Origin of the sequence: Yoonia ponticola (assembly GCF_014199395.1) — a bacterium.
Taxonomy (GTDB): Bacteria; Pseudomonadota; Alphaproteobacteria; order Rhodobacterales; family Rhodobacteraceae; genus Yoonia; species Yoonia ponticola.
The window spans coordinates 174,296-195,913 of the sequence record NZ_JACIJM010000003.1; the positions used below are offsets into that span (position 1 = coordinate 174,296).

Genomic DNA, 21,618 nt, shown 5'->3' on the forward strand with positions numbered 1-21,618 from the left:
AGAAACGTCAAGGCTCGCTAGGCGTTCACATCAACGACAACGCGGCCCTTGATCTGACCTTTCAAAATATCGCGCCCCAGCGCAGGCAGATCGCTCAGCGTCGCAGGCTGCACCATCGCTTCAAGCTTATCCATCGGCAAGTCTTTTGCGATCCGGCCCCATGCGCGCAGGCGGTTGTCATAAGGCTGCATCACGCTGTCAATGCCCAGCAAATTAACGCCGCGCAGCAAGAACGGGATCACCGTCGCGGGCAATCCGGCACCGCCCGCAAGGCCTACCGCGCTGACCGACGCGCCGTATTTCATCTGGCCCAGCACCCGCGCCAGCATCTCGCCACCGACGGCATCGACGCAGCCAGCCCATGTTTCGGCTTCAAGCGGGCGTTTTGTGGTCTCGTTCAAGTCCTCGCGCGCAACGATCTGCGTGGCACCAAGCGATGTCAGATAGTCCGCCGTTTCGGGCCGCCCCGTGACCGCCGCCACCTCGTGCCCCAAGCCCGCTAAGATCGCAGTCGCCACTGATCCCACGCCGCCAGCGGCCCCCGTCACCAGCACAGGTCCGCCCTTGATCCCGTGATCTTCCAACGCCATCACGGCCAACATCGCGGTTAATCCGGCGGTGCCAACGGCCATCGCGCGGCGCGTGTCCAAACCTGCGGGCAATGGCACGAGCCAATCGGCTTTCACGCGGGCTTTTTGCGCGTAGCCGCCCCAATGGGCCTCGCCAACGCGCCAGCCGGTTAACACAACTTTATCGCCTGCCTTGTAGCGCGGATCATCCGATGCCTCGACGGTGCCAGCAAAATCGATGCCTGGCACATGCGGATAATTGCGGACTAATCCGCCGCCCGGACCGAGGCACAGCCCATCTTTGTAGTTCACGGTAGAATATTCAACGGCGACCGTAACCTCGCCTGCAGGCAGGTCATCTAGGCCAATCCGGGTGATCTCGGCAGAGGTCTTACCCTCGTCATTTTTGTTCACTATCAATGCGTTAAACATCGTTCTTCCTTATCTTATATCCGGTGCGTTAGGCGCGCGGCCCTTTCCAATCAATCGGGCAAATTTCCGCGGATTTACCGCCAAAATCCCAGACACGACCATAGTCGCGGACCCGCGATTTTGTGCCTTGCGCGGCGATAATCTCAGACCCCATCCAGTATTTCGAGTTGCTGACAACCACCGGTTCATCAGGATTTTTACCTGTAATCATCTCGATTTCACCTTGGATTTTGCGTCCAATGTAGATGCCGCGTTTCGTGCCATCGCGGATAATATCGACCTTTTCACGCTCGGCCCCGATGATTTCAGAGACCAACATCGTGAACAGGCCCGTCGTGCCACCCGCCTGCCCAGAGAAGATTTTCAGCAGACCGTCGTAGGCTTTTTGTGTGGATCTTTCATCGACATATGCGGCGACCTTCCAGTTACCTTCTGCCATGCGACCCGGAATATCGACCAGCAAACCGACGTTCAGACCGGACAGGTCTTCGCCTTCGAAGTGACCGTCATCAATCGCGATGCCCATCCATGCGTGGCAATGCCCTTCGGTCGGGGGATGCGCGCCCAGCGACACGACGCAGGGGCAGAACGTCGTGCAGGAACAATTCAGGAAAAGCTCGCCTTTGATCGCCCAATCTGTGGGCTGCATTTTGCTGCGTTTGGGGTTGGCCATGCGTTGGTCAATCCGCTGCGAAATCGCAATCTGATCCGAAGGTTCTCTTGTCTTTTCAACCATGTCCGTCCCTTTCTTAAAGTAAAACGAGCAGCACGCCCGCCCCAATTAACACCACGCCCGCAGGTTTAATTAATCGATGACCAATCTGCGGTAGTTTCTCGAAAATCATGAATAATGTGGCAAGGCCCATCCACAGCAGGCTCATCACGCCGCCGACAAATCCCAGCGCCATAAAGCCCCAGCAGCAGCCCACGCAGAACGCGCCAAGGCCCAATCCCATGCGTACACCGCCAGCAAAACCGGTTTTCCAGTGGCCCAGAAAATAGGTCATCGGGCTGTGACAAACGCCGTGGCAGACTTCTTTTGCGCGGGTGAACTGGAATGCGCCGACGACAATCAACAGGCCAGATATAAACCACCCTGTTGTGGAAATCCCAAGGCTATCAACGACTTGCAAGCTGACAAGAAGGGTTTGCACGACACTGATCAGCGCCGCAAACCCGACCCAAGTCACAAAATACCCCAGCAGAACACCAATCCATCCGGCCCGCGTTCCGTCCGCACTGCGCATCAGGGCTTCATAGGTACGCAGCGTCGGGATCATCGTCGGCAACATCATCGCCGCCATCATGATCGCCCACATCGGAAACAGCGCCCCGAAACTGGTCATGACCATCATATTCATGCCCACAGGCCGCCCGATCACGTCAACACCGGACATCCGCGCAAACATGAACATCGTCATCCAAGATACTATTATTGCGGCAAAAAATAGAATCCAAAGGATTGATCTGAATGAAATCTGAAGTGGTGAAGTGGTCACGATTTGCCGCCTCCCAACGCAAATGCTTGCCAAAAGATATGTCAGACGTTTAATTGTCTGACAAATGAAAATTGACCCAAGCAGCAAAATTGATCTCTCTGCACAGATTGCCAAGGCGATCCGTGACGGCATTATTGCGGGCACTTTGCCTGTGGATGAACGGCTGCCGTCCGAGGCGGAATTGGCCGATCAGTTCGCCGTGTCCCGCCCCACTGTGCGCGAGGCGTTGAAACGTCTGGCGGCCCAAAGCCTGATCCGCACGCAGCGTGGTGCAACCGGTGGTGCCTTTGTAAACCGCTTGCGGTTTGAAGATGCTTACGGCCAGCACGTCACGACCTCTACCCTGCTTTTGTCAATGAATTCAGTCAGTTTCGAGACGGCCTGCGAGGCGCGGTTCGCGCTTGAACGTGCCTGTGCGCCGCTGTCAGCCAAGCGCCGCACCGCCGATCATCTCGCCACCATGCGTGCCGAAACCCACCGTCAGGCGCAGCCGGGTTTGAGCGATGAAGCGTTCTGCGCGTCAGACGTCGCCTTCCACCGTGCGTTGGTCGATGCTGCCGGAAATCCGGTGTTGTCCTACCAGTTAGCGGGCGCTGTTGAGGCGATGCAGCCGCTGATGAATATGATTACCTTTACCGCTCGAAATCGCGCGACCATCGTCGAGATTCACACCGAAATTGCAAATGCACTAGACGTGCACAATGCGTGCACAACCGATGCACTGCTGTGTCAGCTTGCAGATTACACGGAATCGCTGGGGAAACGGGTTTTTGCCACGCATAACGCCGCAAAAAGTGACGGATCGGCGGAGGCGTAATTCGATCTGCGCGCGGGTGCCATGTTTTTGGCTGATTTTGGCAATAGACCGACGGTGCTGCGTTTCACACATCAGACCGAGCCTGTCACTATGAAAATCGTTAACCATTATTTTACCGCTGTCATACTGCTTCTGAGCGCCAGCCAAGCTGCCGCAGATCGCGTCATTCAGGTCGAAGCGGGATTGTGGGAATACACGCACAGCTTGGAAATCCCCGGTTTGTTGGCTCCGATGGCAAACCCAAAAACCGAATGTATTTCCGCAACCGAGGCACGGCGCAATTTGTCGGACCTACTGGGTGAATTGTCGCGGGATGCCGGATGCACGGTCACTAATTTGAAAGACAATCTGAATACCGTGAAATTCGATCTGACCTGCGATCCGCACCTTGATCGTGTGACAGTTGGTGCGCGTGGGAATCTTGCGTTCAGATATGGCCGCACGGCGATCACGGGCAGTGCTACGGGCGTGATTTCAGTTGGCGGTGTTGAGGTGGACGTCAACGCAACAGCCCAGGCGCGTCGCGTTGGTCGGTGTGACGGCTGACTGGGTAGCAAATGCACAAGGTTTTGCGGCGTCTTAAGACACCTATCAGCGGCACGAGAACCAGCTAAACATTAACAATGCAGGGGTGTTAGTGCAGGTTTCTGTTGCCAGGTACCTGCGAACCCCGCCCTACGACGCTAATCGCAAGGAGTTAAGTTTCAATAGGTAGGACTGCTTACGCAGCCATCGCCATTGGAGCACGATTGTCATTTGCAATTGTACAGTTTGTACCGATATCGGTGGTAACTCACCGAGATAAAGACACGCCCGTTCACAGTCCGTCGATCCTAATTCAGCCCCATAATCCCCCAAATGAGAGGATGTATGGTGGAGCTGCGGGGAGTCGCACCCCGGTCCGGCCCGGCTAATAACACGCTCGTTTATATCCATAGTCCCCGAAGAGACATCTTAGATATGGGCCCTGTGGTCCGTTTGTGCAAGGTGGGCTGTGACTAATTTTTTCAATTTACGTGGTGCGGCACTGGAACTTTGCTGCCTTAGACTGGCCCAAACCCAGAATTTCGCCGGATTGTCGCGTAAGCGACAGGTGATTCATAAACCATTGTTATATTGATCAAACGTGAGTGAGTAAGACATTACACCATTGGTCGTATTGTCGGGTTCGTGTCTGTATATTTTAGTATAATACTTTTTAAAATTTCTAGCCAATGGCACAGGCGCGACCCCAACATACTCACACGGATTTGCCGATGAAAAACACGATCCGCTTCCCGCATCTACTCGATTGCGATATCTTTCATGACCTCAGCGAAGAGCATAAAGCGGACTTTTTGAACCAGTTTTCTGTGCGAACTTTTGCCAAGCGCACCGCGTTTTTGCATCAGGGCGAGCATCCGGGGGGGATGTTCCTGATTTCGCATGGCTCTGTTGAGGTGAGTTATCTCAGCGAAGACGGGTATCAGACGATCATTTTTCATGCGGGCCCCAAGGATATTCTGGGCGCGATAGAGGCGCTGGCCGCAAAGCCGTGTGCTGCGACCTGTGTCGCGATGCCGGATACTTGCGTGCTGTATTGCCCAACGCCCCTGCTGTTTCAAAAACTTCAGTCGCCCGTGATGATCCGCAATGTCGCGATGCTGGCGTTCAAGATGATCGAGCGCGACAATTCCAGCAAAGCGATTGACCAGCATTACACCGTCGAGCAGCGGATTTGCAGCCATCTGTGGCAGCTGTCAGCACAGGGCAACAACGACATCCGGCAAAGCCAAAGCTATTTGGCCACGATGGTCGGCTGTTCGCGTCAGACCGTGAACAAAGAGCTGGGTGCGTTGCGCGAACACGGCATTATCGCGTCAAGCAAGGGCAAGATCACGGTGCTGGATCGTGATGCCTTGCAGCGCCGCATTTCGAGCATGGCGCAGAATACGGGTTAACAATTATGCGACATGATCCGTGCCGAATTTCAGATCGGCCCAGATCGGGAGGTGGTCGGACGCGCGGTTCATATCGCCCGCGGGGACCACGCCCATGTCCAACACTTTGATCCCCGTATCCACCACAAAGCGGTCGAGGTTCAAACGCGGTCTGGCTGTGTGAAACGTCGGACCCGGTGCGATTTCATGCCAAGGCGCGTCGTGCGGCACCAGCTTGTCCTTGTCGCGCCCGCGCCATTCGTTGAAATCCCCGCCCAAGATCGCAGGCCCGCCGAAACTGCGCACGGCATCCAGCGTGTGGGCCATTTGGCGGATGCGATCCTTTTGGCGCAACCCCAGATGCAGTGACCCGATGGTAAAGTTCACATTGGCGCCCGAAATCGCGGCAAGCACACCGCCGCGTGGCTCTAACCCCGGCAGGTCCATTGTATGCAGCCGCGAGAAAGAGAACCCCTGCCCCAGCAAGATTGCGTTGCCGTGATGACCGATTGACGGTGTGAGCGGATCAGCGTCGATCGCCGTCCAGCCCGCCTGTGCCACCATATCCAGCGGCAGTGCGGGCCTGCGGGGGGCGAGCCGCTTGTCGCTTTCTTGGAGCAGGACGATATCGGCTTTGAGGCTGGCGATCACGTCGAGAATACGCTCGGGGGCGCGTTTCCAATCCAGCCCCACGGCCTTGCGAATATTCCAACTGACGACGCGAATTGATCCGGTCACAACAGCGGTCCGAACAGGCGTGCAACTGGCGCCAGCACCCGCACATGGCGCGGTGGTGGATTGGCGACGGGTGTTGCATTGGCGAAATCGGTTGTCAGCATGGCCTCAACTTGGTGTGCGAAATCTTTGTCTTCGATCAACGCGGTTTGTTCAAAGTTAAGCAAGGCCGACCGGATATCAAGGTTAACGGTGCCGATGGAGGCGACGTTGTCGTCGATCAACATGACCTTGGAGTGCATGAAGCCGGTTTGGTATTCGTAGACGTCGATGCCTGCGTTAATCAGGGTCATCGCCGCGTTGCGCGACGCGTACCACGCGAGAATATTGTCGGACGGTGCGGGGATCAGGATGCGGACGTCGACGCCGCGTAGCGATGCCAGTTGCAGCGCCGATAGCAGATCGGTGTGCGGCACGAGGTACGGTGTCGCGATCCACAGACGGCGGCGGGCCAGATTAACCATACCGCACAACAACAAACTGCCGCGTTCCAAGGTGTCGGTGGGGCCAAAGCCTGTGATTAGACCACGATGATCGCCTGCGGGTTGTGGTGGTGGCAGGTCCGCGAGGTCTTGTTTCGTGACACCCTTCCAGTCGGCGGCGAAAATGTCGCGCAACTGCGTGGCCATTGGCCCATCAACGCGGACATGGGTGTCGCGCCAACTGTCGAATTTATGGCCGCCGTCTATGTATTCCTGGCCGACATTCAGCCCGCCTGTGAAGCCGATCACGCCATCAACCACGACCGCCTTGCGGTGGTTGCGAAAGTTAATGCCGATCCGTCCCAAGGCCATATGCGGGCCGGGAATGCCGCGCAACTTGATGCCTTCGGCCTCTAGCACCTGCACGTAACGGTAGCCCAAAAACAGCGATCCGATGATGTCGCACAGGACATGGACCTGCACGCCACGACGGGCAGCCGCGATTAGATGTTCGCGCAGCGCAAGCCCGAGTTTATCGGCGCGCATGATGTAGAACTGGACGAGAATTTCATGCTCTGCGTCGTCAATCGCTGCAAAAATCGCATCAAATGTGTCTTGGCCGTCGATCAGCAACGTGACCTTGTTGCCTTCGGTGACAGAGGTGCCTGTGACGCCAGTCAACTGCCCTAAATGACCTTCGGACGGGACAGGCAACGGCATTGCACGTGGCAGTTTCGAGCGCGTTGAAAGGCGTGAAATCCCGCCAAACACTGCAAATGCCGGCAGTGCAAGCAACGGGAATGACACCAAGAACACCACCCACGCAGCAGCGCCTTGCGGTGTGCGGGCGGTTGTCAGTGCTGCACGCGCTACAAAAATTCCGACGATGACGAGCACGATTTGCGCCCAGATTGCGTACACTACCATTGCGCGAATACTATCATAGATACAGGGGCCTAAATACAGGGGCGTCACGCGGATCATACCGACATCAGTGGTGAAGGAAAGCGGTGTGATTTGGTGCATTTTGCGGTAAGCGGAGATCGCCCCGATCATCTGATTGCTTCTTTTTCACAGTGCAGACATAGTTCTATATAGGTTTCCTAAAGTTGTTATCAGTTTCGGCCAGTTGCTTTCTTATACCGCGCAAACATGACCAACATTTTAACACCAAAATTTGCGTATCATCCCGACGCCGGATTGATGCAGCAGTTAAAATCACAAATTGATAACAAGGGGCTACACGCGATGAATGACATTCAAAAAATCAAAAACCTTCTTGTTTTTATGTCGATCATTTTGGCGTTTGCGGCCCTGTATTTCGCGCGGGATATGTTTTTGCCCATCGTGATCGGGGTGATTGTGGCGCTGACGCTGAGCCCTGTCGTGCGCAGCTTGGCGCGGCTTGGTGTTCCGGAACCATTGACCGCGATTGTACTGATATTCGGGGCGGTTTTGGTGCTGTTAACGGGGACTTATCTGCTCAGCGGTCCTGTGTCGGAAATTATGGATAATGCCCCTGAAATGGGTCAAGAATTGCGCGAAAAATTGCGCGGACTTGCGGCATCGCTGGAAAGCGCACAGCGGGCGAGCGATCAGGTCGAGGACCTTGCAAACGGGAACGATACGACGCCGGTTGTGACGCTTGAGCAGCCCGGTTTGTTGGCATTTGCTGCGAGCAGTATTGCGAATTTTATGGGGCTGACGATTGTTGGTCTGATCTTGGCGATGTTCATTCTGGCGTCGGGAAATCTGTTCTACGTCAAACTGGTCGAAGCCTTTCCGAATTTCTCTGACAAACGTCGCGCGATCAAAACGGCACGCGATATTGAGCAACAGATTTCGCGGTATTTCCTAACGATTACAGTGATTAACGCGGCCCTTGGGGCGAGCATTGCTGCCGCGATGTATCTTGTTGGCCTGCCAAATCCACTGTTGTGGGGCGTTATCGCCTTTGCCTTGAATTTTCTGCCATTTGTGGGGGCCGTGGCGGGTGCATTTTTGGTGGCAGCGTTTGGCATCCTGAGCTTTGACACGCTATTGGCGGGCCTTTTGCCCGCCGCGATTTATCTGGTGCTGACGTCGATTGAGGGCCAGTTTGTCACGCCGAATATCCTTGGCCGCAGGCTAGAGATGAACACCGTTTCGGTTTTCTTAACCGTGATCGTCTGGAGTTGGCTCTGGAGCGTGCCGGGCGCGCTGATGGCTGTTCCGTTTTTGTTGCTACTCAAGGTTATCTGCAACAACGTGCCGAGCCTGTCCGTTCTGGGTAATTTTCTGGGGCCAAAACTGGCGCAGGATGTGGAAGCCGAAGCGGATTAATCCGGTTCACGCGCCTTCCGCGTGACCTAGATTGTCGGCCTTTTCAGCGCCGCGTGTGCCCATCTGCTGGTCCGGCCCAACAGTTGTGTCGTGGGTTGTCTGCGCTTCCATTTCCGCGTTCAACTCTGCACCCAGCAGCACGATGAAGGCTGAAATCCACAGCCACATCAGCAGGATAATGACGCCCGCCATGCTGCCAAAGGATTCGTTGTAGCTGCCGAAATTGCTGACGTAGATCGAAAATCCGACCGATGCGCCGATCCAGATCACGCAGGCCGCAATCGCACCTGTTGAGAGCCATGACCATTCGGCGTTGTCGCGTGACGGGCCGTAGCGATACAGCACGGCAAGGCCCGTTACTGTTAGCAAGGCGAGAAGCACCCAACGCGAGAACGCCAGCACCGTATCCAGCCACGCGGGAAGTGCCATGAGGTTGAGGATCGCGGGCACAGCAAGTGTCGCAAGCAAGCCTACAATAAGCCCGAGGATCAGGAAAAGTGTGAGGCCAAGCGTCCAGAGGGTTTTCTTGATAAACCCGCGTGTCTCGTTCTCGTCATAGGCGACGTTCAGCCCTTCCATCAGGCTGCCCATGCCTTTTGACGCCGAATAGATCGCCAGCAACAGACCGACGATAAACGCGATTCCTAACCCGGTTTGTTCGGACTCTGTGACAGCGACAGCTTGGTCGAGAATGATCTGCGCCGCCTCTTTGGGGATCATTGCGGTCAGAGTTTCGAGTTGTGCGGTGACTGCGGCGGGTTCTAAAATCAATCCGCCAAGCGCCATAAGCGCTGTAATTGCTGGGAAAATCGCCAGTAGCGCATAAAATGCAACGCCCGCCGCGATCAGACCGACGTGATCTGATGCCATCTCGTCCTTTACGCGCAGGACAATGTCTTTCCAGCCCTTGGCAGGAATTGCGGTTGGGCTTTCAGCGGTGCGACCACGCGTCATTTGGGGATCTCCTGTGAGTGGATCAGCCCGCGCGTGACGCGCGGGCTGATTGGTTTGGGCAGATTACGCTTGCGACTTTTTCACGTCGCCAACGTTCTGTTTTTTGGCTTCGGCCTCGGCTGCATCAACGACGCGTTGGCCTGCTGATTTGGCTTTGTCAGCCACCGCTTGGGCGGCTGTGTCCGCCGGAGCCGCATCATCAGCCGCTTTTTTGGCATCGCCGACGATATTTTTGGCCTCATCCGTCGCCGCTTTTGCGACGCGACCGAGTTTCTGCTTTTCTTCCGCAAAGATACGTTCCGCGTCGTGCATCAACTGGTCGCTTGTCTCGCCGAGGTACTGATCTTCGACGCGGCTACGTGGCAGGGCTGCACCCACTGCTGCACCCAAGGCTAGGGCAAGCGCACCCGCGATCAGCGGTTGGTCCTCGAAGATGTCAACTGCACGGTCACGGCCCTGACGGGCATAGTGAGACGCCGCATTGCGGGCCTCGATGGCCTTTTCACGGGCGGCGATGACGCGGTTGCGTGCTTCTTCGCTCAGGTTTTCGGTGCCTTCAGCCAAACGCGCACGAAGTGCTGCTGCACGTTCTGAAGCTGATGATGCGAGATCATGTGCGCCGTCTGCTACGGACTTTCCGGCATTCGACACGGCACTTGCAGCGTTCTTGGCTGTTTCAGCAGCCGATGAACCCGCGTTGCGTGCAGCCTGAGACGCGCCGGACGCTGCCCCTGCAATGCTTTCGCCTGCGCCGGATGCGGCATCACGGGCTTTGCTTGTCAGGCCCTGTTTGTCGTCATTATCAGCAGAGCGCATCCACGACGGCGCGTCATCGTGGCTTTCGTGACGGCCGGAATAATATGGCTTCGTGCTATCGCCCGGTTGTGGACCCATGGTGTGGCTTGGTTCGCCCACAGCACGGTTGGGATAGCCGCCGCGCACCTCGCGATCATAGTCGTAGCGATCATCATTGTAGCGTGACCGTGCGTAGCCGCGATCATAGCGGTCGCGTCCACCGGTCCGATCGCCCATCATCAGCCAAGCGAGGCCAGCACCCGTCACGGCAAGTGCCAGCGGATTGCGTTTCACCGCGTCGGACACAGAGCGTCCGATGTCGCCGCCATGTTCGCGGAATTGATCCGAAAACTGCCGTGCGACGCTTTCGATCGAAAACCGATCCTGAAGATCATCAAGCGTATCGGTTAAACCTGCGCGTTCACGTTCGATTTCGCGTTCGATTTCTGCGGGGCTGCGGGTATCATTTGTCATCGTAAACCTCCTTTACGGCCTGCGCGTCGCGCTTTACGTTTTTAGCGGTCCGCGACGGTGCAAGACTGCTGAGTTTCAGATCATTCGTGCCCTTGTTGAGCATCGCGTAGGCGATCAGTGCAAAGATCACACCGACGATCAGCGCGGACCAACCTGCAGCGATCCCCACTTCGGTCAGTGCGGCGACCAATGCTGCGGACAGCACGTTCAGCGCGGTCAAGGCGACAACAAGTGCGCCCACGATAAAGCCAATCGCCATGCCCGCCGTTTTGAGGTTTTCATTTACCTCTGCGCGGGCCAGATCGACCTCGCTGCGGACAAGGGAACTAACATGTGCCAATGCGTCACTGAGGAGCCCCCCAGTGGATTTATTTGGTGCGGTGGTCATACATTACCCCCCTCGTGTGGTCTGTTGATTGTCGGGCTTTGAACGGCACCTGTTGGTGCTGCCGGACGCGCGTTTTGATTGTGCGAGCTGGTGTTGCTTGCGTAGCCTGACTGGCTGTCGCTTGACGCTTTGGCAAAGCGGGTTGCGGCAAAACCGAGCAAGGCTGCACCACCGAGGAACACCATCGGGTTACGCTTGGCAAAGTCGCTGACTGCGCCAACCATTTCGCCCATGTCCTTGTCGCGCATCGCATCGGACGCATCCGCTAGACCGTCTGCAATCTGGCTGAATGTGCGTTCTTGCGGTGAGCCGCTACGCATTTCTTCGGCAGCAGTCCGCAGCGCAGAGGCTACCCCGCCGACTTCGTCGGCAGCAGCGCTTTTCGCCTGCCCTGCGTAGTTTTCAGCTTCGGCTGCGACGTTTTCTGCGACACCTTGTGCGCCAGCTTTGATTTCTTTTGTTGCGGCGTTTGTCGCCTCTTTGGCTTTTTCGCCAAAAGATTTATCAGCGCCGAAATTGGAATTATCCGTAGTCGTCATGATGACCTCCTTTGATTAAAATGCGAGATTGATGATGGCCAAAACGATCACGATCAGGCCGATAAGATAAAAGATGCGGTTCATTGAATTTCTCCTGATTGTTGATTTGTCTGTCGTTGGAAAATCAACACATTGGACCGCGTTAAGTTCCGTGTTTTTTTGACGAAAACGTGTTCGCAGTGCGTTTGACGCGCTCATTTGTGTGATGAAACGGTTTTGTTTTTATGGTGGTTTTTCATCGGAAAACGGAACGGCCAAGGCCGCGCGCATTGGCTTTGCGAGACTGCAAAATAACGCTGCTATTTCTTGTTGATGTTCCGAATATGCAGCCAGTCGAAAAAGTTAAGAACGATAAAGATCAGCGCCGAAATAAATGCCGCTTCTTTCAAAAACCCAAGCCCGCAAGCGATGCCAATTGCCCCCACAGCCCAAATCGCAGCGCCGCTGCGCACGCCTTTTAATCGTCCATCATCGCTGGGCGACATGATCGCGCCCGCGCCGAGAAATCCGATGCCGCCGACGATGCCTTGGATTAATCGTGTGGGGTCAATCGAGATTGCAGCGTCTTCGGCCATGCTGCTTAACGCGAAGCTGAGGGTCACTGTCATCAGCGCCGCTGATCCAATCGCGACAAGCACGTAAGCCCCTGCCCCCAATGGTTTTCCTTTGATCTCGCGATCTAGTCCCACGACAAGGCCACATCCGCTTGCAAACAGAACGCGCAGGACAAATTCGGAAAACTCGATCATTTGGTGGGCCTCGCGGTTGGGTTATGTGAAGGGCGACCGTGCTGGCCGCCCTTTTTAGATTTGGCTCGTTCCGGTTGCTTTATTGAACGCGATCCCAGAAACGCAGCGCACCACAGGTTTTGACGAAATCAGCGCAATCGTCGGATTTGCTGATCTCGATCACCCCGTCGTCGAGTTTATCGACGCCCGCCGCGCTAAACAGGTCTTTTGCGTCACCCGCCAACGCGATGTATTTCGCGTGGGCAAAGGCGTCAGCGGCAAACCCTTTTGCGGGGTGCATTGCGCTCAATTTCTTTGCGCCCTCCGCCGATGCCATCACCGCAACCGCATCGTATAACACGGAGGGTCCGCCATCTATTTTCTGGTCGGCTGGCACACGTTCGCCTTGGGATGTTTTGATGCCGCCGATGGTGGGGGCGATGATTTCGGTCATGCCGCCCGCATCTTTGACTGCCTCTTGCAGTGCCGAGAGCAGGTCGCCGTCGATCCCATCGGTCAGCAAAATGCCCAGTTTGCGGCCCTGAAAACTGTTCGGTCCGTTTTTGAGGATCGACAGCGCGTCTGATGTTTTCAAACCTTCGACGACCTTGCGCCGTGGCGTTTGTGCTTTGGGCAGCGTGTCGAAACCCAGCCCATCTGCTACAGCCTGAGCAAGATCAGCGTCGATATTCGGCAAATGTGCGACAACACGTTCGCGGATTTCCAGCACCTCGCATTTGGACAACTCGAAGATCAGCGCGTCTGCGATATGGCCTTGTTCGACCTTTGTTTGGCTTTCGTAGAATTGACGGGCTTGGCTGTAGTGGTCTGCAAAAAGCTCTGCGCGCACTTTGCGTTTTTCGCCTTCGACCTCTTCGGGATATGACTTAAATCCTGCGTCCTGATCGGCACGCGGGCCGCCGTCTTTCCAACTGTTCGGCTCGTAATTGGCGCGTCCTGCCGGATTATGCATCGCCATATGTCCGTCCTGCTGGAAGTGTGCATAGGGACATTTCGGTGCGTTAACAGGGATATGGGTGAAGTTCGGCCCGCCCAGACGTTTGATCTGCGTATCGAGGTAAGAGAAATTGCGGCCCTGCAGCAGCGGGTCGTTTGTGAAATCAATCCCTGGCACGATGTTCTGGGTGCAAAATGCGACCTGTTCGGTTTCAGCAAAGAAGTTATCGACAACACTGTCCAGCACAAGGCGGCCAATGATGCGGACTGGCACGTCTTCTTCGGGGATCAATTTGGTCGCGTCCAGCACGTCGAAATCGAATTTGTCGGCAAATTCGTCGTCGAAAACCTGTACGCCCAGTTCCCATTCCGGAAAATCGCCAGCTTGGATTGCGTTCCACAGGTCGCGGCGGTGGTAATCGGGGTCCGCGCCGTTAATCTTGACCGCCTCGTCCCAGAGGACCGATTGTAGGCCCTGTTTCGGTTTCCAGTGGAATTTCACGAAATGGCTTTTGCCGTCTGCGTTCACGAAACGGAACGTATGAACGCCGAACCCTTCCATGAACCGGAAAGAGCGCGGGATACCACGGTCCGACATGGTCCACATCACCATGTGCATGGCTTCGGGCATCAACGAGATGAAATCCCAAAAGTTGTCATGCGCGGATTGGGCCTGCGGGAAGGCGCGGTCGGGGGCTTCTTTGACGGAATGCACGAGGTCGGGGAACTTCATCGCGTCTTGGATAAAGAACACGGGGATGTTGTTGCCAACGATATCCCAATTGCCTTCTTCGGTATAAAGTTTCACGGCAAAACCACGTGCGTCACGCGCCAGATCCATCGATCCTTTGTTCCCCGCGACGGTGGAAAAACGGACGAAAGCCGGTACTTTGCGCCCTTTTTCCTGCAGCAAGTGCGCAGAGGTGAGTTCGGGGATCGCGTCTGTTGTCTCGAAATATCCGCGAGCCCCGTAGCCGCGCGCATGCACGACGCGTTCAGGGATGCGTTCATGGTCGAAATGGAACATCTTCTCGCGAAACTGGAAGTCCTCAAGCAAAGCCGGACCGCGCGCACCCGCTTTAAGAGTATTTTGATTATCGGAGACAGGCACGCCCTGTGCCGTGGTCATGCGCGGACCACCCTGTGCATGCTGGTGCGTCTCACCACCCTGCCCCACGGTTTCAGCTCGCTTGGCCGTTTGGTTCGTTTTTTGAGTTTCAATAGAAGGGCGGAATGAGGGCGTTTTGTCAGTCATCTATTTTCTCCAGCGATGCAGTTGGGTGCGCGATCATGCGTGCGGTTGGTAGAACGCATGGGGCGTCACGTGATCTTTTGAGGGCTTCAACTGGATTAATGCGTGGGAATAAAAAAGGTTCCCGACTTTGGGGTGAAGGGTTGTTTGGACGTTTTAAACGGGTCGCCACTTGACACGTTTTTGGACATATCTGTGGGCGAACTTTACGGTGAAGAACATAACGATTTGCTGAGAGTAGCTTGCTGCAAACCCACTCTCACCCAACCTGCTTGTTTTGACTCATTGGCGCGATATCATTAGGAATGATCGAGAATACAGCATGTTACGTATGAAAACGCCTGTCAGGCTAAGATAGGCAGAGACATAGGAATACAGACACGATGGATGACAAAGACCTCCCCCCTCTCCCATTAGCCCTTTTGCCAGTCGTTTTAACGCTGGGATTGCTGGCGCTTCAGCTATTTTATTATGGTGACTTTACACCGCACATCCCTTTGATTTTGGGCCTTGCGATCACCTCCTTGCTGGGGGTGCTGCGCGGACAGGGGTGGATGGATATTCGCGAGGGTATTTTCCACGTGATCCACGTCTCTATGCCGTCCTTGGCGGTGTTGATCGTTGTGGGCATGATTATCGGGGTCTGGATTGCATCCGGCACCGTGCCGACGTTGATTTACTACGGTCTGACCTTGCTCACGCCGTCGATCTTTTTGGCAGCGGCGATGATCCTTTGTGCGGTTGTCTCACTGTCGCTCGGCACAAGCTGGGGCACCGTAGGGACGATTGGTCTGGCGTTGATGGGCATTGGTGCGGGCTTTGGCATCCCCGCCTATTGGACGGCGGGCGCTGTTGTGTCCGGTGCGTTCTTTGGCGACAAGGTGTCGCCGCTGTCGGATACCACCAACCTTGCCCCTGCTGTGACGGGCACAAACGTCTTTGACCATATCAAGAACATGTTGCCGACGACGGTGCCTGCGATGCTGATTGCCTTGGTGATCTACGTCGTCGTGGGGTTCATGCTGATGGGTGACACTGTGGGTGATATGACGAGCATCAGCAGCATCACCTCTGGCCTGTCCGAGCGGTTCAATCTTGGGCTGGTGCCGCTGCTTCCCGCGCTTGTTGTGATTGCGTTGGCACTGATGAAAAAGCCGCCATTGCCGTCCTTGTTTGCGGGTGTGCTGGCTGGTGCGATTGTCGCGATTTTCTGGCAGGGTGCGGGCGTGCATGACGTGTTCGCTTTTGCGCAATCGGGCTATGCGATTGATACGGGCATTCCGGACATTGATAGCTTGCTAAATGCAGGTGGTATCCAGTCGATGATGTGGACCATTTCACTGATGCTGATTGCCCTCGGGTTTGGTGGCGCGTTAGAGCGCACGGGCTGTCTTGAGGCGATCATCATGGCGATTATCAGCCGTGTGAAAAGCTTTGCCGCCGTTCAGACGTCCGCGATTGGCACAGCCTTTGCGACCAATATGGTTGCTGGTGATCCGTATATTTCGATTGCCTTGCCGGGCCGGATGTTTGCGCCGCTCTACCGTGGTATGGGCTATTCGACGCTAAACCTAAGCCGTGCGGTTGAGGAAGGTGGCACAATGATGAGCCCGCTGATCCCATGGAATGCGGGCGGTGCCTTTGTCATCTCGGCGCTTAGTCTGGGTGTGATGGACGGAAACCTGACCAATCTTCTGTATATTCCGCTTGCTTTTGCATGCTGGACGGCCCCTGTGATCGGGATATTCTATGCCATGACGGGGATGTTTTCACCGATGGCCTCGGACGAAGATCGGGCTGAATGGTCAAAGCAGGATGAAGACGTCATGGATCTTGGCGATCACGAACTTGCTTACGACGAGACGGCTGCGACCTGATATGAAGACCAAGCGGGACTGCTGTGCGCATCGTCGCAATCACGGTCCCGCTGACCACATCGAACCTAGCATCACACGCACCCAACAGATGCCAGCACGATCCGCCTTGAGCAACGGCAGCTGACATTGCAAGCGGCCTTGGCTGATCGTAAAGAACCTCTTTGCCCGCGTGGCTAAACGAAGAAGTCCGAACCCATAAAAGGCAAGCACAATGTCTTACCCTCAGGATGCTTTCGCAGTGCAGCAAAAACAGGTCGTTTTATTGCGCTCGATTTAACGAGCAACAAAATATACGTCGATGAATTAAGGAAATGTGGTGCACCCAGCAGGATTCGAACCTGCGGCCTCTGCCTTCGGAGGGCAGCGCTCTATCCAGCTGAGCTATGGGTGCCTGACGTTGACGTAGCACCACGCGCCGCCCCTCGCAACAGTCAAAATCATGCATTGTGCGAAGTTTTGACAGGAACGTGCCGCGTGGGGCGGGATCGAATTTTCTGGAAAATTCGTCCGATTTTTCGCGAAAAATCGCGGCCTAGGCGAATAGGTCGTGGCAGAGTTCGAGCGCATCGACCAGCGCGTCAACGTCGCCAGTTGTGTTGTACATCCCCATCGACGCGCGGCAGGTCGCCGTGACGCCCAAGTGGTCCATCAGCGGCATTGCGCAATGGCTCCCTGCCCGCACCGCCACACCTTTTTTGTCCAAGACCGTCGAGATGTCATGCGCGTGCGCCGCGCCGTCCAGTGTGAACGAGAAAATCGCGCCTTTGGTAGCCGAATTGCCCTGCACTTGCAGCCAGTTCAACCCGCCCAATTTCGCGTTCGTGTAGTCGCGCAGCGCGTGTTCGTGGGCCGCGATGTTGTCCATGCCGACGTCCATCATGTAGTCCAGCGCCACGCCCAGCCCAATCGTTTGCACGATGCCGGGGGTGCCTGCTTCGAACTTCATCGGCGCGTCGTTGTAGTCGATTCCGTCGCGGCGCACGTCTTTGATCATGTCGCCGCCGCCCAAGAACGGGCGCATCTCGGCCATGCGCTCTTTGGTGACGTAAATGCCGCCAGAGCCGGATGGACCGTATAGTTTGTGACCTGTGATCGCGTAGAAATCGCAACCGATATCTTGCACATCGACCGGCAAATGCACGGCTGCTTGCGACCCGTCGACCAGTACCGGTACGCCTTTGGCACGCGCACCTGCGCAGATCGCTTTGACGTCAACAAGCGTGCCAAGCACGTTGGACATATGTGTCACGGCCACCAGTTTGGTTTTCGGTCCAATCGCGTCGATCACCGCCTGCGGGTCCAGATCGCCGTTCGCGTCCACATCGACCCATTTGATCACAACGCCTTGGCGTTCGCGCAGAAAGTGCCACGGCACGATATTCGCGTGGTGTTCCATGATCGACAGCACGATCTCGTCGCCCGCCTCCAAGCGCGGCATGGCCCAACTGTAGGCGACCATATTGATGCCTTCGGTGGTGCCGGAATTAAAGATGATTTCGTCTTCGGAACCCGCATTCAGGAATGTCGCCAGCTTGCCGCGCACGCCCTCGTATTTGTCGGTTGCCAGATTGCTGAGGTAGTGCAGCCCGCGGTGCACGTTTGCGTATTCTTCGGCGTAGCCCTTGGTGATCGCGTCGATCACGACCTGCGGCTTTTGCGCAGAGGCCCCGTTGTCCAGATAGACCAGCGGTTTGCCGTTCACTGTGCGTGACAGGATCGGGAAATCCGCACGGATCGCATTGATGTCATAGGTCATACCGGACCTCCTACAAAGGCGGCACCGCCGACGAGCAAAAGTATAAAGCTAAGCCCGAAGACAAAGCCAATGATTGAGACGGCAAAGAGGCCGAACGCTTTGCCCAGACTGTCAAACCCGTGCAGGACATTCAAGAAGTGCAACAAGCACCAAATTTGCAAACCAAAACCCACCAAACTGACGAGCGTTGCCACCGCTGGTGCAATCAGCACCGCGAAAAACTGGATCACCACGAGGAATAACACGATGGTCTGGAACCATGTCATCACCAAAAGGGTGCCGCCGAACGACCCCTTCCCGCCCATCGCGAGCCCTGCATAGTAGAGCACAAAGATGAACACGACCGTCATTGAGCCCATGAAGAGCGCATCAACAAACGGACTTCCGCCCAGATTGGACAGCATTTCAGGACGACCGGGGATCATGCGTTCTGCCGTGACCAGCATCACCGTCAGGATCGTCACAAGTGCCAACATCATCCAGCCCACAGAATGCGGCACACGTAGTCGCGTGATCTGATCGGCCATATTGGCCGGATCACGTAGCGATTGTCCGATGAGGGTCAGGATAGTGGGCAGATCAAAGCGCATGGGTTTCGCCTTCGGCCACGCGGAAACATTGCGACCAGATGACGAACAGTGCGACGCCCCAAATGACGCCTACGAGATTGGTCGCAGCCCCTGCCCCGATCAGGCCAGCGGTGAGGCCGTGTAGTAGACCGACGGGCGTCGTCGCCAGAAACGCCCAGAACAACGCAAGACGTGCGCTGTAATGTGTGCCTTTTGCCTTAAATATTTTGGCCACCAGATGCGTAATCGCCGCAATGATATAGAGCCCAAGCGGCCACACGATCAGCATTGCGAAGAACGCAATACCTGCGTTCATCTGAAATTCAGACGCTCCGTCTGGACCCAAAAGCTGAAGCTCTTCGACACGTTTCAGGCGCGGCCATTGCGCGACATAAAGGATCAGACAAGCGGCCATCACATAAGCGATGGCCCTGTCTTCACGTTGTCCATGCGCCAGCAGCTCGCGCATCACAACACGCGGGCTGCGCCATGTGCGCATGATGTCGGTCGTAACGGCCATCAGCCGTGCCGAGCCAACCAGCCTTCAAGCCGGTCGCGCAACTCTTCGGCCAAAGCCTCGTCTGCGATTTCGTCCAACGCTTCGGCCAAAAACGCCAATGTCAGCAAGGTTGTCGCCTGTTGCTCTGGCACACCGCGTGAGCGCAGGTAGAACAGTGCTGTCTCGTCAATCGCACCCGTTGTGGACCCGTGTGAACAGGCCACGTCATCAGCGTAGATTTCGAGTTCAGGCTTGGCGAGGAATTGTGCATCTTCGTCCAAAAGCAACGACTGGCTGATCTGGTAGCCGTCAGTCTTTTGCGCACCCGCTTTCACAAGGATCTTACCTTGGAACACGCCTGTCGCCGCGTTGCGCAGCACCTTTTTGAACACCTGACGGCTTTCACCGTTCAGCGCGTCATGGGTGATGAACACGGTGTCGTCGTGGTGAAAGTCCTTGCCGTCGCCGACACAGACACCACCAACATGCACAACAGCGTCGTCGCCGATTATATCGGCCACAAATTCGTTGCGTGTCATTTTACCGTTCATTGCAAGCGTGAAGGACTTCAGCGTAGCTTCGGTCCCGACACGCGCAAACAGATGCGTCGCAACCGCGCGGTTATGCGCACGGCCTTGTGGGCGGACATGGTGCAGGGTTGCGTTGTCAGCGACATCGACCTCAAGCACGACATTGCTGCGCGCACCCGGTGTGCCGGTTTCCAACAGCGTCAGTTCTGTGCCTGCGTCAAGTTTCACAACATGGTGCAGCACAACATCGGACGCATCCGACGACTGGCGGTAAGAAATATGCAGTGGTTTGCTAGGCTTACCCGTCACATGGAGACAGACACCATCTGTCGCAAATGCCGTGTTCATGATCGCCAAAGGACGGTCCACAGGGTTTTGTCCAGCGGTTTCCAACTGACCATAAAGCCCCTGCGCCCAATGCACATCAGCCGCTTGAGCATCAACCAACCGCGTGATTTCAACGCCTTCCAGCGTTGGATCATCGGATGCGTCGGCGTCAAACACACCATCAACAAAGATCAGGCGTACCTTGTCTTTGTCCATAAAGATCGGCGTGTCGGTCCGCAGGGCTTCACTCGGTGAAACCTCGGCGCCTACCAGCAAAGCCGGATCAGTATAGCGCCAGTATTCGTCGCGTTTATGCGGCAAGCCCATGGCGATCAGACGGTTCAGCGCGTCTTGGCGGGCCGTCGTGGCCCATGCACCGCAGGCGGGCATCGCCATGCCGATCAAGCGGTCTTTGGTCGCGTCTGCTTTGATTTGTGGCAAAGCCATTAGGACACCTCTGCCAAGATATCGGCGTAACCGTTGTTTTCAACTTCCAGAGCCAGCTCTGGGCCGCCTGTTTTGATGATACGACCGTTGGCCATGATGTGCACAACGTCCGGTTTGATGTGGTCAAGCAAACGCTGGTAGTGCGTGATCACGAGGAACGAACGGCCCTCGGAGCGCAGCGCATTCACGCCTTCGGACACGAGTTTCATCGCATCAACGTCCAAACCGGAATCGGTTTCATCCAGAACGCACATTTTTGGCGCAAGCATCGCCATTTGCAGGATTTCGTTGCGCTTTTTCTCGCCACCGGAAAAGCCCACGTTGACAGGGCGTTTCAGCATGTCAGCGTCGATTTTCAGATCTTTCGCACGGGCGCGGACTTCTTTCAGAAAGTCGCCAGCGGACATTTCTTCTTCGCCACGTGATTTGCGCTGTGCGTTTACGGCTGTGCGCAAAAACGTCATGTTACCAACGCCCGGAATTTCCACTGGGTATTGGAACGCAAGGAATAGGCCCGCGGCGGCGCGCTCTTCCGGGTCCATGTCGAGCAGGTCAACATCTTCCAATGTGGCGGACCCGTCGGTCACTTCGTAGCCGTCTTTGCCGGACAGCACGTAGGACAATGTGGATTTACCAGAGCCATTTGGCCCCATGATCGCGTGCACTTCACCAGCGCCGATTTTAAGATCGACACCTTTGAGGATTTGCTTGTCCTCTTCTTCGAGTTGGACGTGCAGGTTTTTGATCTCAAGCATAGTTATCTCCTTGGAAGACGTAGAAAGGCCGCGTCAGGACAGTGTCCTGCGCGGCG

General features: G+C 55.9%; 21 protein-coding genes, 1 tRNA gene and 1 other RNA gene. 5 read left to right on the forward strand and 18 right to left on the reverse strand.

The window, feature by feature from the left end; all coding sequences use genetic code 11:
• Positions 1 to 17: 17 nt before the first annotated feature.
• From acuI to FHS72_RS05910, 3 genes are read right to left on the reverse strand one after another with little or no spacing between them, the layout of a single operon-like run.
• On the reverse strand, positions 18 to 1,001 hold the full coding sequence (gene acuI / locus FHS72_RS05900; RefSeq protein ID WP_183527041.1) for an acryloyl-CoA reductase: 984 nt from the start codon (positions 999 to 1,001) through the stop codon (positions 18 to 20).
• 28 nt (positions 1,002 to 1,029) lie between these two features.
• Positions 1,030 to 1,737: a DUF1326 domain-containing protein gene (locus FHS72_RS05905; RefSeq protein WP_183527044.1), complete on the reverse strand. Its 708-nt coding sequence runs from the start codon at positions 1,735 to 1,737 to the stop codon at positions 1,030 to 1,032.
• Positions 1,738 to 1,750: 13 nt separating this feature from the next.
• Positions 1,751 to 2,422, reverse strand: a complete 672-nt coding sequence (locus tag FHS72_RS05910) for a DUF2182 domain-containing protein (protein ID WP_246414518.1) — start codon at positions 2,420 to 2,422, stop codon at positions 1,751 to 1,753.
• 142 nt (positions 2,423 to 2,564) lie between these two features.
• Between FHS72_RS05910 and FHS72_RS05915 the strand changes: the two genes are divergently transcribed.
• On the forward strand, positions 2,565 to 3,317 hold the full coding sequence (locus FHS72_RS05915) for a FadR/GntR family transcriptional regulator (RefSeq protein ID WP_183527050.1): 753 nt from the start codon (positions 2,565 to 2,567) through the stop codon (positions 3,315 to 3,317).
• A 90-nt stretch (positions 3,318 to 3,407) separates the two neighbouring features.
• Entirely contained in the window at positions 3,408 to 3,863 is a 456-nt protein-coding gene (locus FHS72_RS05920) for a DUF3617 domain-containing protein (protein WP_183527053.1), read from the forward strand.
• A 90-nt stretch (positions 3,864 to 3,953) separates the two neighbouring features.
• Here the strand turns inward: FHS72_RS05920 and ssrA are convergent.
• Positions 3,954 to 4,307: a transfer-messenger RNA gene (ssrA, locus tag FHS72_RS05925) on the reverse strand.
• Positions 4,308 to 4,573: 266 nt separating this feature from the next.
• On the opposite strand from ssrA, the gene FHS72_RS05930 reads away from it, so the two are divergent.
• Positions 4,574 to 5,257, forward strand: coding sequence for a Crp/Fnr family transcriptional regulator (locus FHS72_RS05930; protein WP_183527055.1), 684 nt, complete (start codon positions 4,574 to 4,576; stop codon positions 5,255 to 5,257).
• Between the two features lie 3 nt (positions 5,258 to 5,260).
• Here the strand turns inward: FHS72_RS05930 and FHS72_RS05935 are convergent, their stop codons facing one another.
• Both FHS72_RS05935 and cls read right to left on the reverse strand, forming a co-directional pair.
• Complete coding sequence (locus tag FHS72_RS05935; RefSeq protein ID WP_183527056.1) at positions 5,261 to 5,974, reverse strand: endonuclease/exonuclease/phosphatase family protein; 714 nt, start codon at positions 5,972 to 5,974, stop codon at positions 5,261 to 5,263.
• Positions 5,971 to 7,449: a cardiolipin synthase gene (gene cls / locus FHS72_RS05940; RefSeq protein ID WP_183527057.1), complete on the reverse strand. Its 1,479-nt coding sequence runs from the start codon at positions 7,447 to 7,449 to the stop codon at positions 5,971 to 5,973. Before cls ends, FHS72_RS05935 begins: the two co-directional genes overlap by 4 nt.
• A 96-nt stretch (positions 7,450 to 7,545) precedes the next feature.
• On the opposite strand from cls, the gene FHS72_RS05945 reads away from it, so the two are divergent.
• A complete protein-coding gene (locus FHS72_RS05945) occupies positions 7,546 to 8,715 on the forward strand; it encodes an AI-2E family transporter (protein ID WP_221235357.1) in 1,170 nt (389 codons plus the stop codon).
• Positions 8,716 to 8,721: 6 nt separating this feature from the next.
• Here FHS72_RS05945 and FHS72_RS05950 read toward each other — a convergent pair whose 3' ends face one another.
• The 6 genes from FHS72_RS05950 to FHS72_RS05975 form a co-directional block, all read right to left on the reverse strand.
• Positions 8,722 to 9,669 (reverse strand): YihY/virulence factor BrkB family protein, encoded by a 948-nt coding sequence (locus tag FHS72_RS05950; RefSeq protein WP_183527059.1) that lies wholly within the window; start codon positions 9,667 to 9,669, stop codon positions 8,722 to 8,724.
• A 63-nt stretch (positions 9,670 to 9,732) separates the two neighbouring features.
• Positions 9,733 to 10,938 carry a DUF3618 domain-containing protein gene (locus tag FHS72_RS05955; RefSeq protein ID WP_183527060.1) on the reverse strand — a complete coding sequence of 402 codons (1,206 nt, stop codon included), beginning with the start codon at positions 10,936 to 10,938 and terminating at the stop codon, positions 9,733 to 9,735.
• Positions 10,928 to 11,326 carry a phage holin family protein gene (locus tag FHS72_RS05960; RefSeq protein WP_183527061.1) on the reverse strand — a complete coding sequence of 133 codons (399 nt, stop codon included), beginning with the start codon at positions 11,324 to 11,326 and terminating at the stop codon, positions 10,928 to 10,930. The genes FHS72_RS05955 and FHS72_RS05960 overlap by 11 nt, the downstream gene beginning before the upstream one ends.
• Entirely contained in the window at positions 11,323 to 11,865 is a 543-nt protein-coding gene (locus tag FHS72_RS18450) for a hypothetical protein (RefSeq protein ID WP_246414520.1), read from the reverse strand. The genes FHS72_RS05960 and FHS72_RS18450 overlap by 4 nt, the downstream gene beginning before the upstream one ends.
• Positions 11,866 to 12,164: 299 nt before the next feature.
• Positions 12,165 to 12,614: an MgtC/SapB family protein gene (locus FHS72_RS05970; RefSeq protein ID WP_183527063.1), complete on the reverse strand. Its 450-nt coding sequence runs from the start codon at positions 12,612 to 12,614 to the stop codon at positions 12,165 to 12,167.
• Positions 12,615 to 12,693: 79 nt separating this feature from the next.
• Positions 12,694 to 14,805 carry a catalase gene (locus FHS72_RS05975; protein ID WP_183527065.1) on the reverse strand — a complete coding sequence of 704 codons (2,112 nt, stop codon included), beginning with the start codon at positions 14,803 to 14,805 and terminating at the stop codon, positions 12,694 to 12,696.
• 380 nt (positions 14,806 to 15,185) lie between these two features.
• Here FHS72_RS05975 and nhaC point away from each other — a divergent pair, with 380 nt between their 5' ends.
• Complete coding sequence (gene nhaC / locus FHS72_RS05980; RefSeq protein ID WP_183527068.1) at positions 15,186 to 16,679, forward strand: Na+/H+ antiporter NhaC; 1,494 nt, start codon at positions 15,186 to 15,188, stop codon at positions 16,677 to 16,679.
• 314 nt (positions 16,680 to 16,993) lie between these two features.
• Here the strand turns inward: nhaC and FHS72_RS05985 are convergent.
• From FHS72_RS05985 to sufC, 6 genes are all read right to left on the reverse strand, one after another.
• Positions 16,994 to 17,070: transfer RNA gene (locus FHS72_RS05985), tRNA-Arg, on the reverse strand.
• 141 nt (positions 17,071 to 17,211) lie between these two features.
• On the reverse strand, positions 17,212 to 18,435 hold the full coding sequence (locus FHS72_RS05990; RefSeq protein ID WP_183527071.1) for a cysteine desulfurase: 1,224 nt from the start codon (positions 18,433 to 18,435) through the stop codon (positions 17,212 to 17,214).
• Positions 18,432 to 19,025 carry a Yip1 family protein gene (locus tag FHS72_RS05995; RefSeq protein WP_183527074.1) on the reverse strand — a complete coding sequence of 198 codons (594 nt, stop codon included), beginning with the start codon at positions 19,023 to 19,025 and terminating at the stop codon, positions 18,432 to 18,434. Before FHS72_RS05995 ends, FHS72_RS05990 begins: the two co-directional genes overlap by 4 nt.
• Entirely contained in the window at positions 19,015 to 19,524 is a 510-nt protein-coding gene (locus tag FHS72_RS06000; protein WP_183527076.1) for a YIP1 family protein, read from the reverse strand. Before FHS72_RS06000 ends, FHS72_RS05995 begins: the two co-directional genes overlap by 11 nt.
• Complete coding sequence (sufD, locus tag FHS72_RS06005) at positions 19,524 to 20,807, reverse strand: Fe-S cluster assembly protein SufD (RefSeq protein WP_183527078.1); 1,284 nt, start codon at positions 20,805 to 20,807, stop codon at positions 19,524 to 19,526. The genes FHS72_RS06000 and sufD overlap by 1 nt, the downstream gene beginning before the upstream one ends.
• Positions 20,807 to 21,562 carry a Fe-S cluster assembly ATPase SufC gene (sufC, locus tag FHS72_RS06010; RefSeq protein ID WP_183527080.1) on the reverse strand — a complete coding sequence of 252 codons (756 nt, stop codon included), beginning with the start codon at positions 21,560 to 21,562 and terminating at the stop codon, positions 20,807 to 20,809. The genes sufD and sufC overlap by 1 nt, the downstream gene beginning before the upstream one ends.
• Positions 21,563 to 21,618 lie beyond the last annotated feature (56 nt).

Bases quoted from the DNA above. Each gene is read 5' to 3' on its own strand.
- acuI (WP_183527041.1), bottom strand. From the start codon at position 1,001: ATGTTTAACGCATTGATAGTGAACAAAAATGACGAGGGTAAGACCTCT.
- FHS72_RS05905 (WP_183527044.1), bottom strand. From the start codon at position 1,737: ATGGTTGAAAAGACAAGAGAACCTTCGGATCAGATTGCGATTTCGCAG.
- FHS72_RS05910 (WP_246414518.1), bottom strand. From the start codon at position 2,422: ATGACGATGTTCATGTTTGCGCGGATGTCCGGTGTTGACGTGATCGGG.
- FHS72_RS05915 (WP_183527050.1), top strand. From the start codon at position 2,565: ATGAAAATTGACCCAAGCAGCAAAATTGATCTCTCTGCACAGATTGCC.
- FHS72_RS05920 (WP_183527053.1), top strand. From the start codon at position 3,408: ATGAAAATCGTTAACCATTATTTTACCGCTGTCATACTGCTTCTGAGC.
- FHS72_RS05930 (WP_183527055.1), top strand. From the start codon at position 4,574: ATGAAAAACACGATCCGCTTCCCGCATCTACTCGATTGCGATATCTTT.
- cls (WP_183527057.1), bottom strand. From the start codon at position 7,449: ATGATCGGGGCGATCTCCGCTTACCGCAAAATGCACCAAATCACACCG.
- FHS72_RS05945 (WP_221235357.1), top strand. From the start codon at position 7,546: ATGACCAACATTTTAACACCAAAATTTGCGTATCATCCCGACGCCGGA.
- FHS72_RS05950 (WP_183527059.1), bottom strand. From the start codon at position 9,669: ATGACGCGTGGTCGCACCGCTGAAAGCCCAACCGCAATTCCTGCCAAG.
- FHS72_RS05955 (WP_183527060.1), bottom strand. From the start codon at position 10,938: ATGACAAATGATACCCGCAGCCCCGCAGAAATCGAACGCGAAATCGAA.
- FHS72_RS05960 (WP_183527061.1), bottom strand. From the start codon at position 11,326: ATGACCACCGCACCAAATAAATCCACTGGGGGGCTCCTCAGTGACGCA.
- FHS72_RS18450 (WP_246414520.1), bottom strand. From the start codon at position 11,865: ATGACGACTACGGATAATTCCAATTTCGGCGCTGATAAATCTTTTGGC.
- FHS72_RS05970 (WP_183527063.1), bottom strand. From the start codon at position 12,614: ATGATCGAGTTTTCCGAATTTGTCCTGCGCGTTCTGTTTGCAAGCGGA.
- FHS72_RS05975 (WP_183527065.1), bottom strand. From the start codon at position 14,805: ATGACTGACAAAACGCCCTCATTCCGCCCTTCTATTGAAACTCAAAAA.
- nhaC (WP_183527068.1), top strand. From the start codon at position 15,186: ATGGATGACAAAGACCTCCCCCCTCTCCCATTAGCCCTTTTGCCAGTC.
- FHS72_RS05990 (WP_183527071.1), bottom strand. From the start codon at position 18,435: ATGACCTATGACATCAATGCGATCCGTGCGGATTTCCCGATCCTGTCA.
- FHS72_RS05995 (WP_183527074.1), bottom strand. From the start codon at position 19,025: ATGCGCTTTGATCTGCCCACTATCCTGACCCTCATCGGACAATCGCTA.
- FHS72_RS06000 (WP_183527076.1), bottom strand. From the start codon at position 19,524: ATGGCCGTTACGACCGACATCATGCGCACATGGCGCAGCCCGCGTGTT.
- sufD (WP_183527078.1), bottom strand. From the start codon at position 20,807: ATGGCTTTGCCACAAATCAAAGCAGACGCGACCAAAGACCGCTTGATC.
- sufC (WP_183527080.1), bottom strand. From the start codon at position 21,562: ATGCTTGAGATCAAAAACCTGCACGTCCAACTCGAAGAAGAGGACAAG.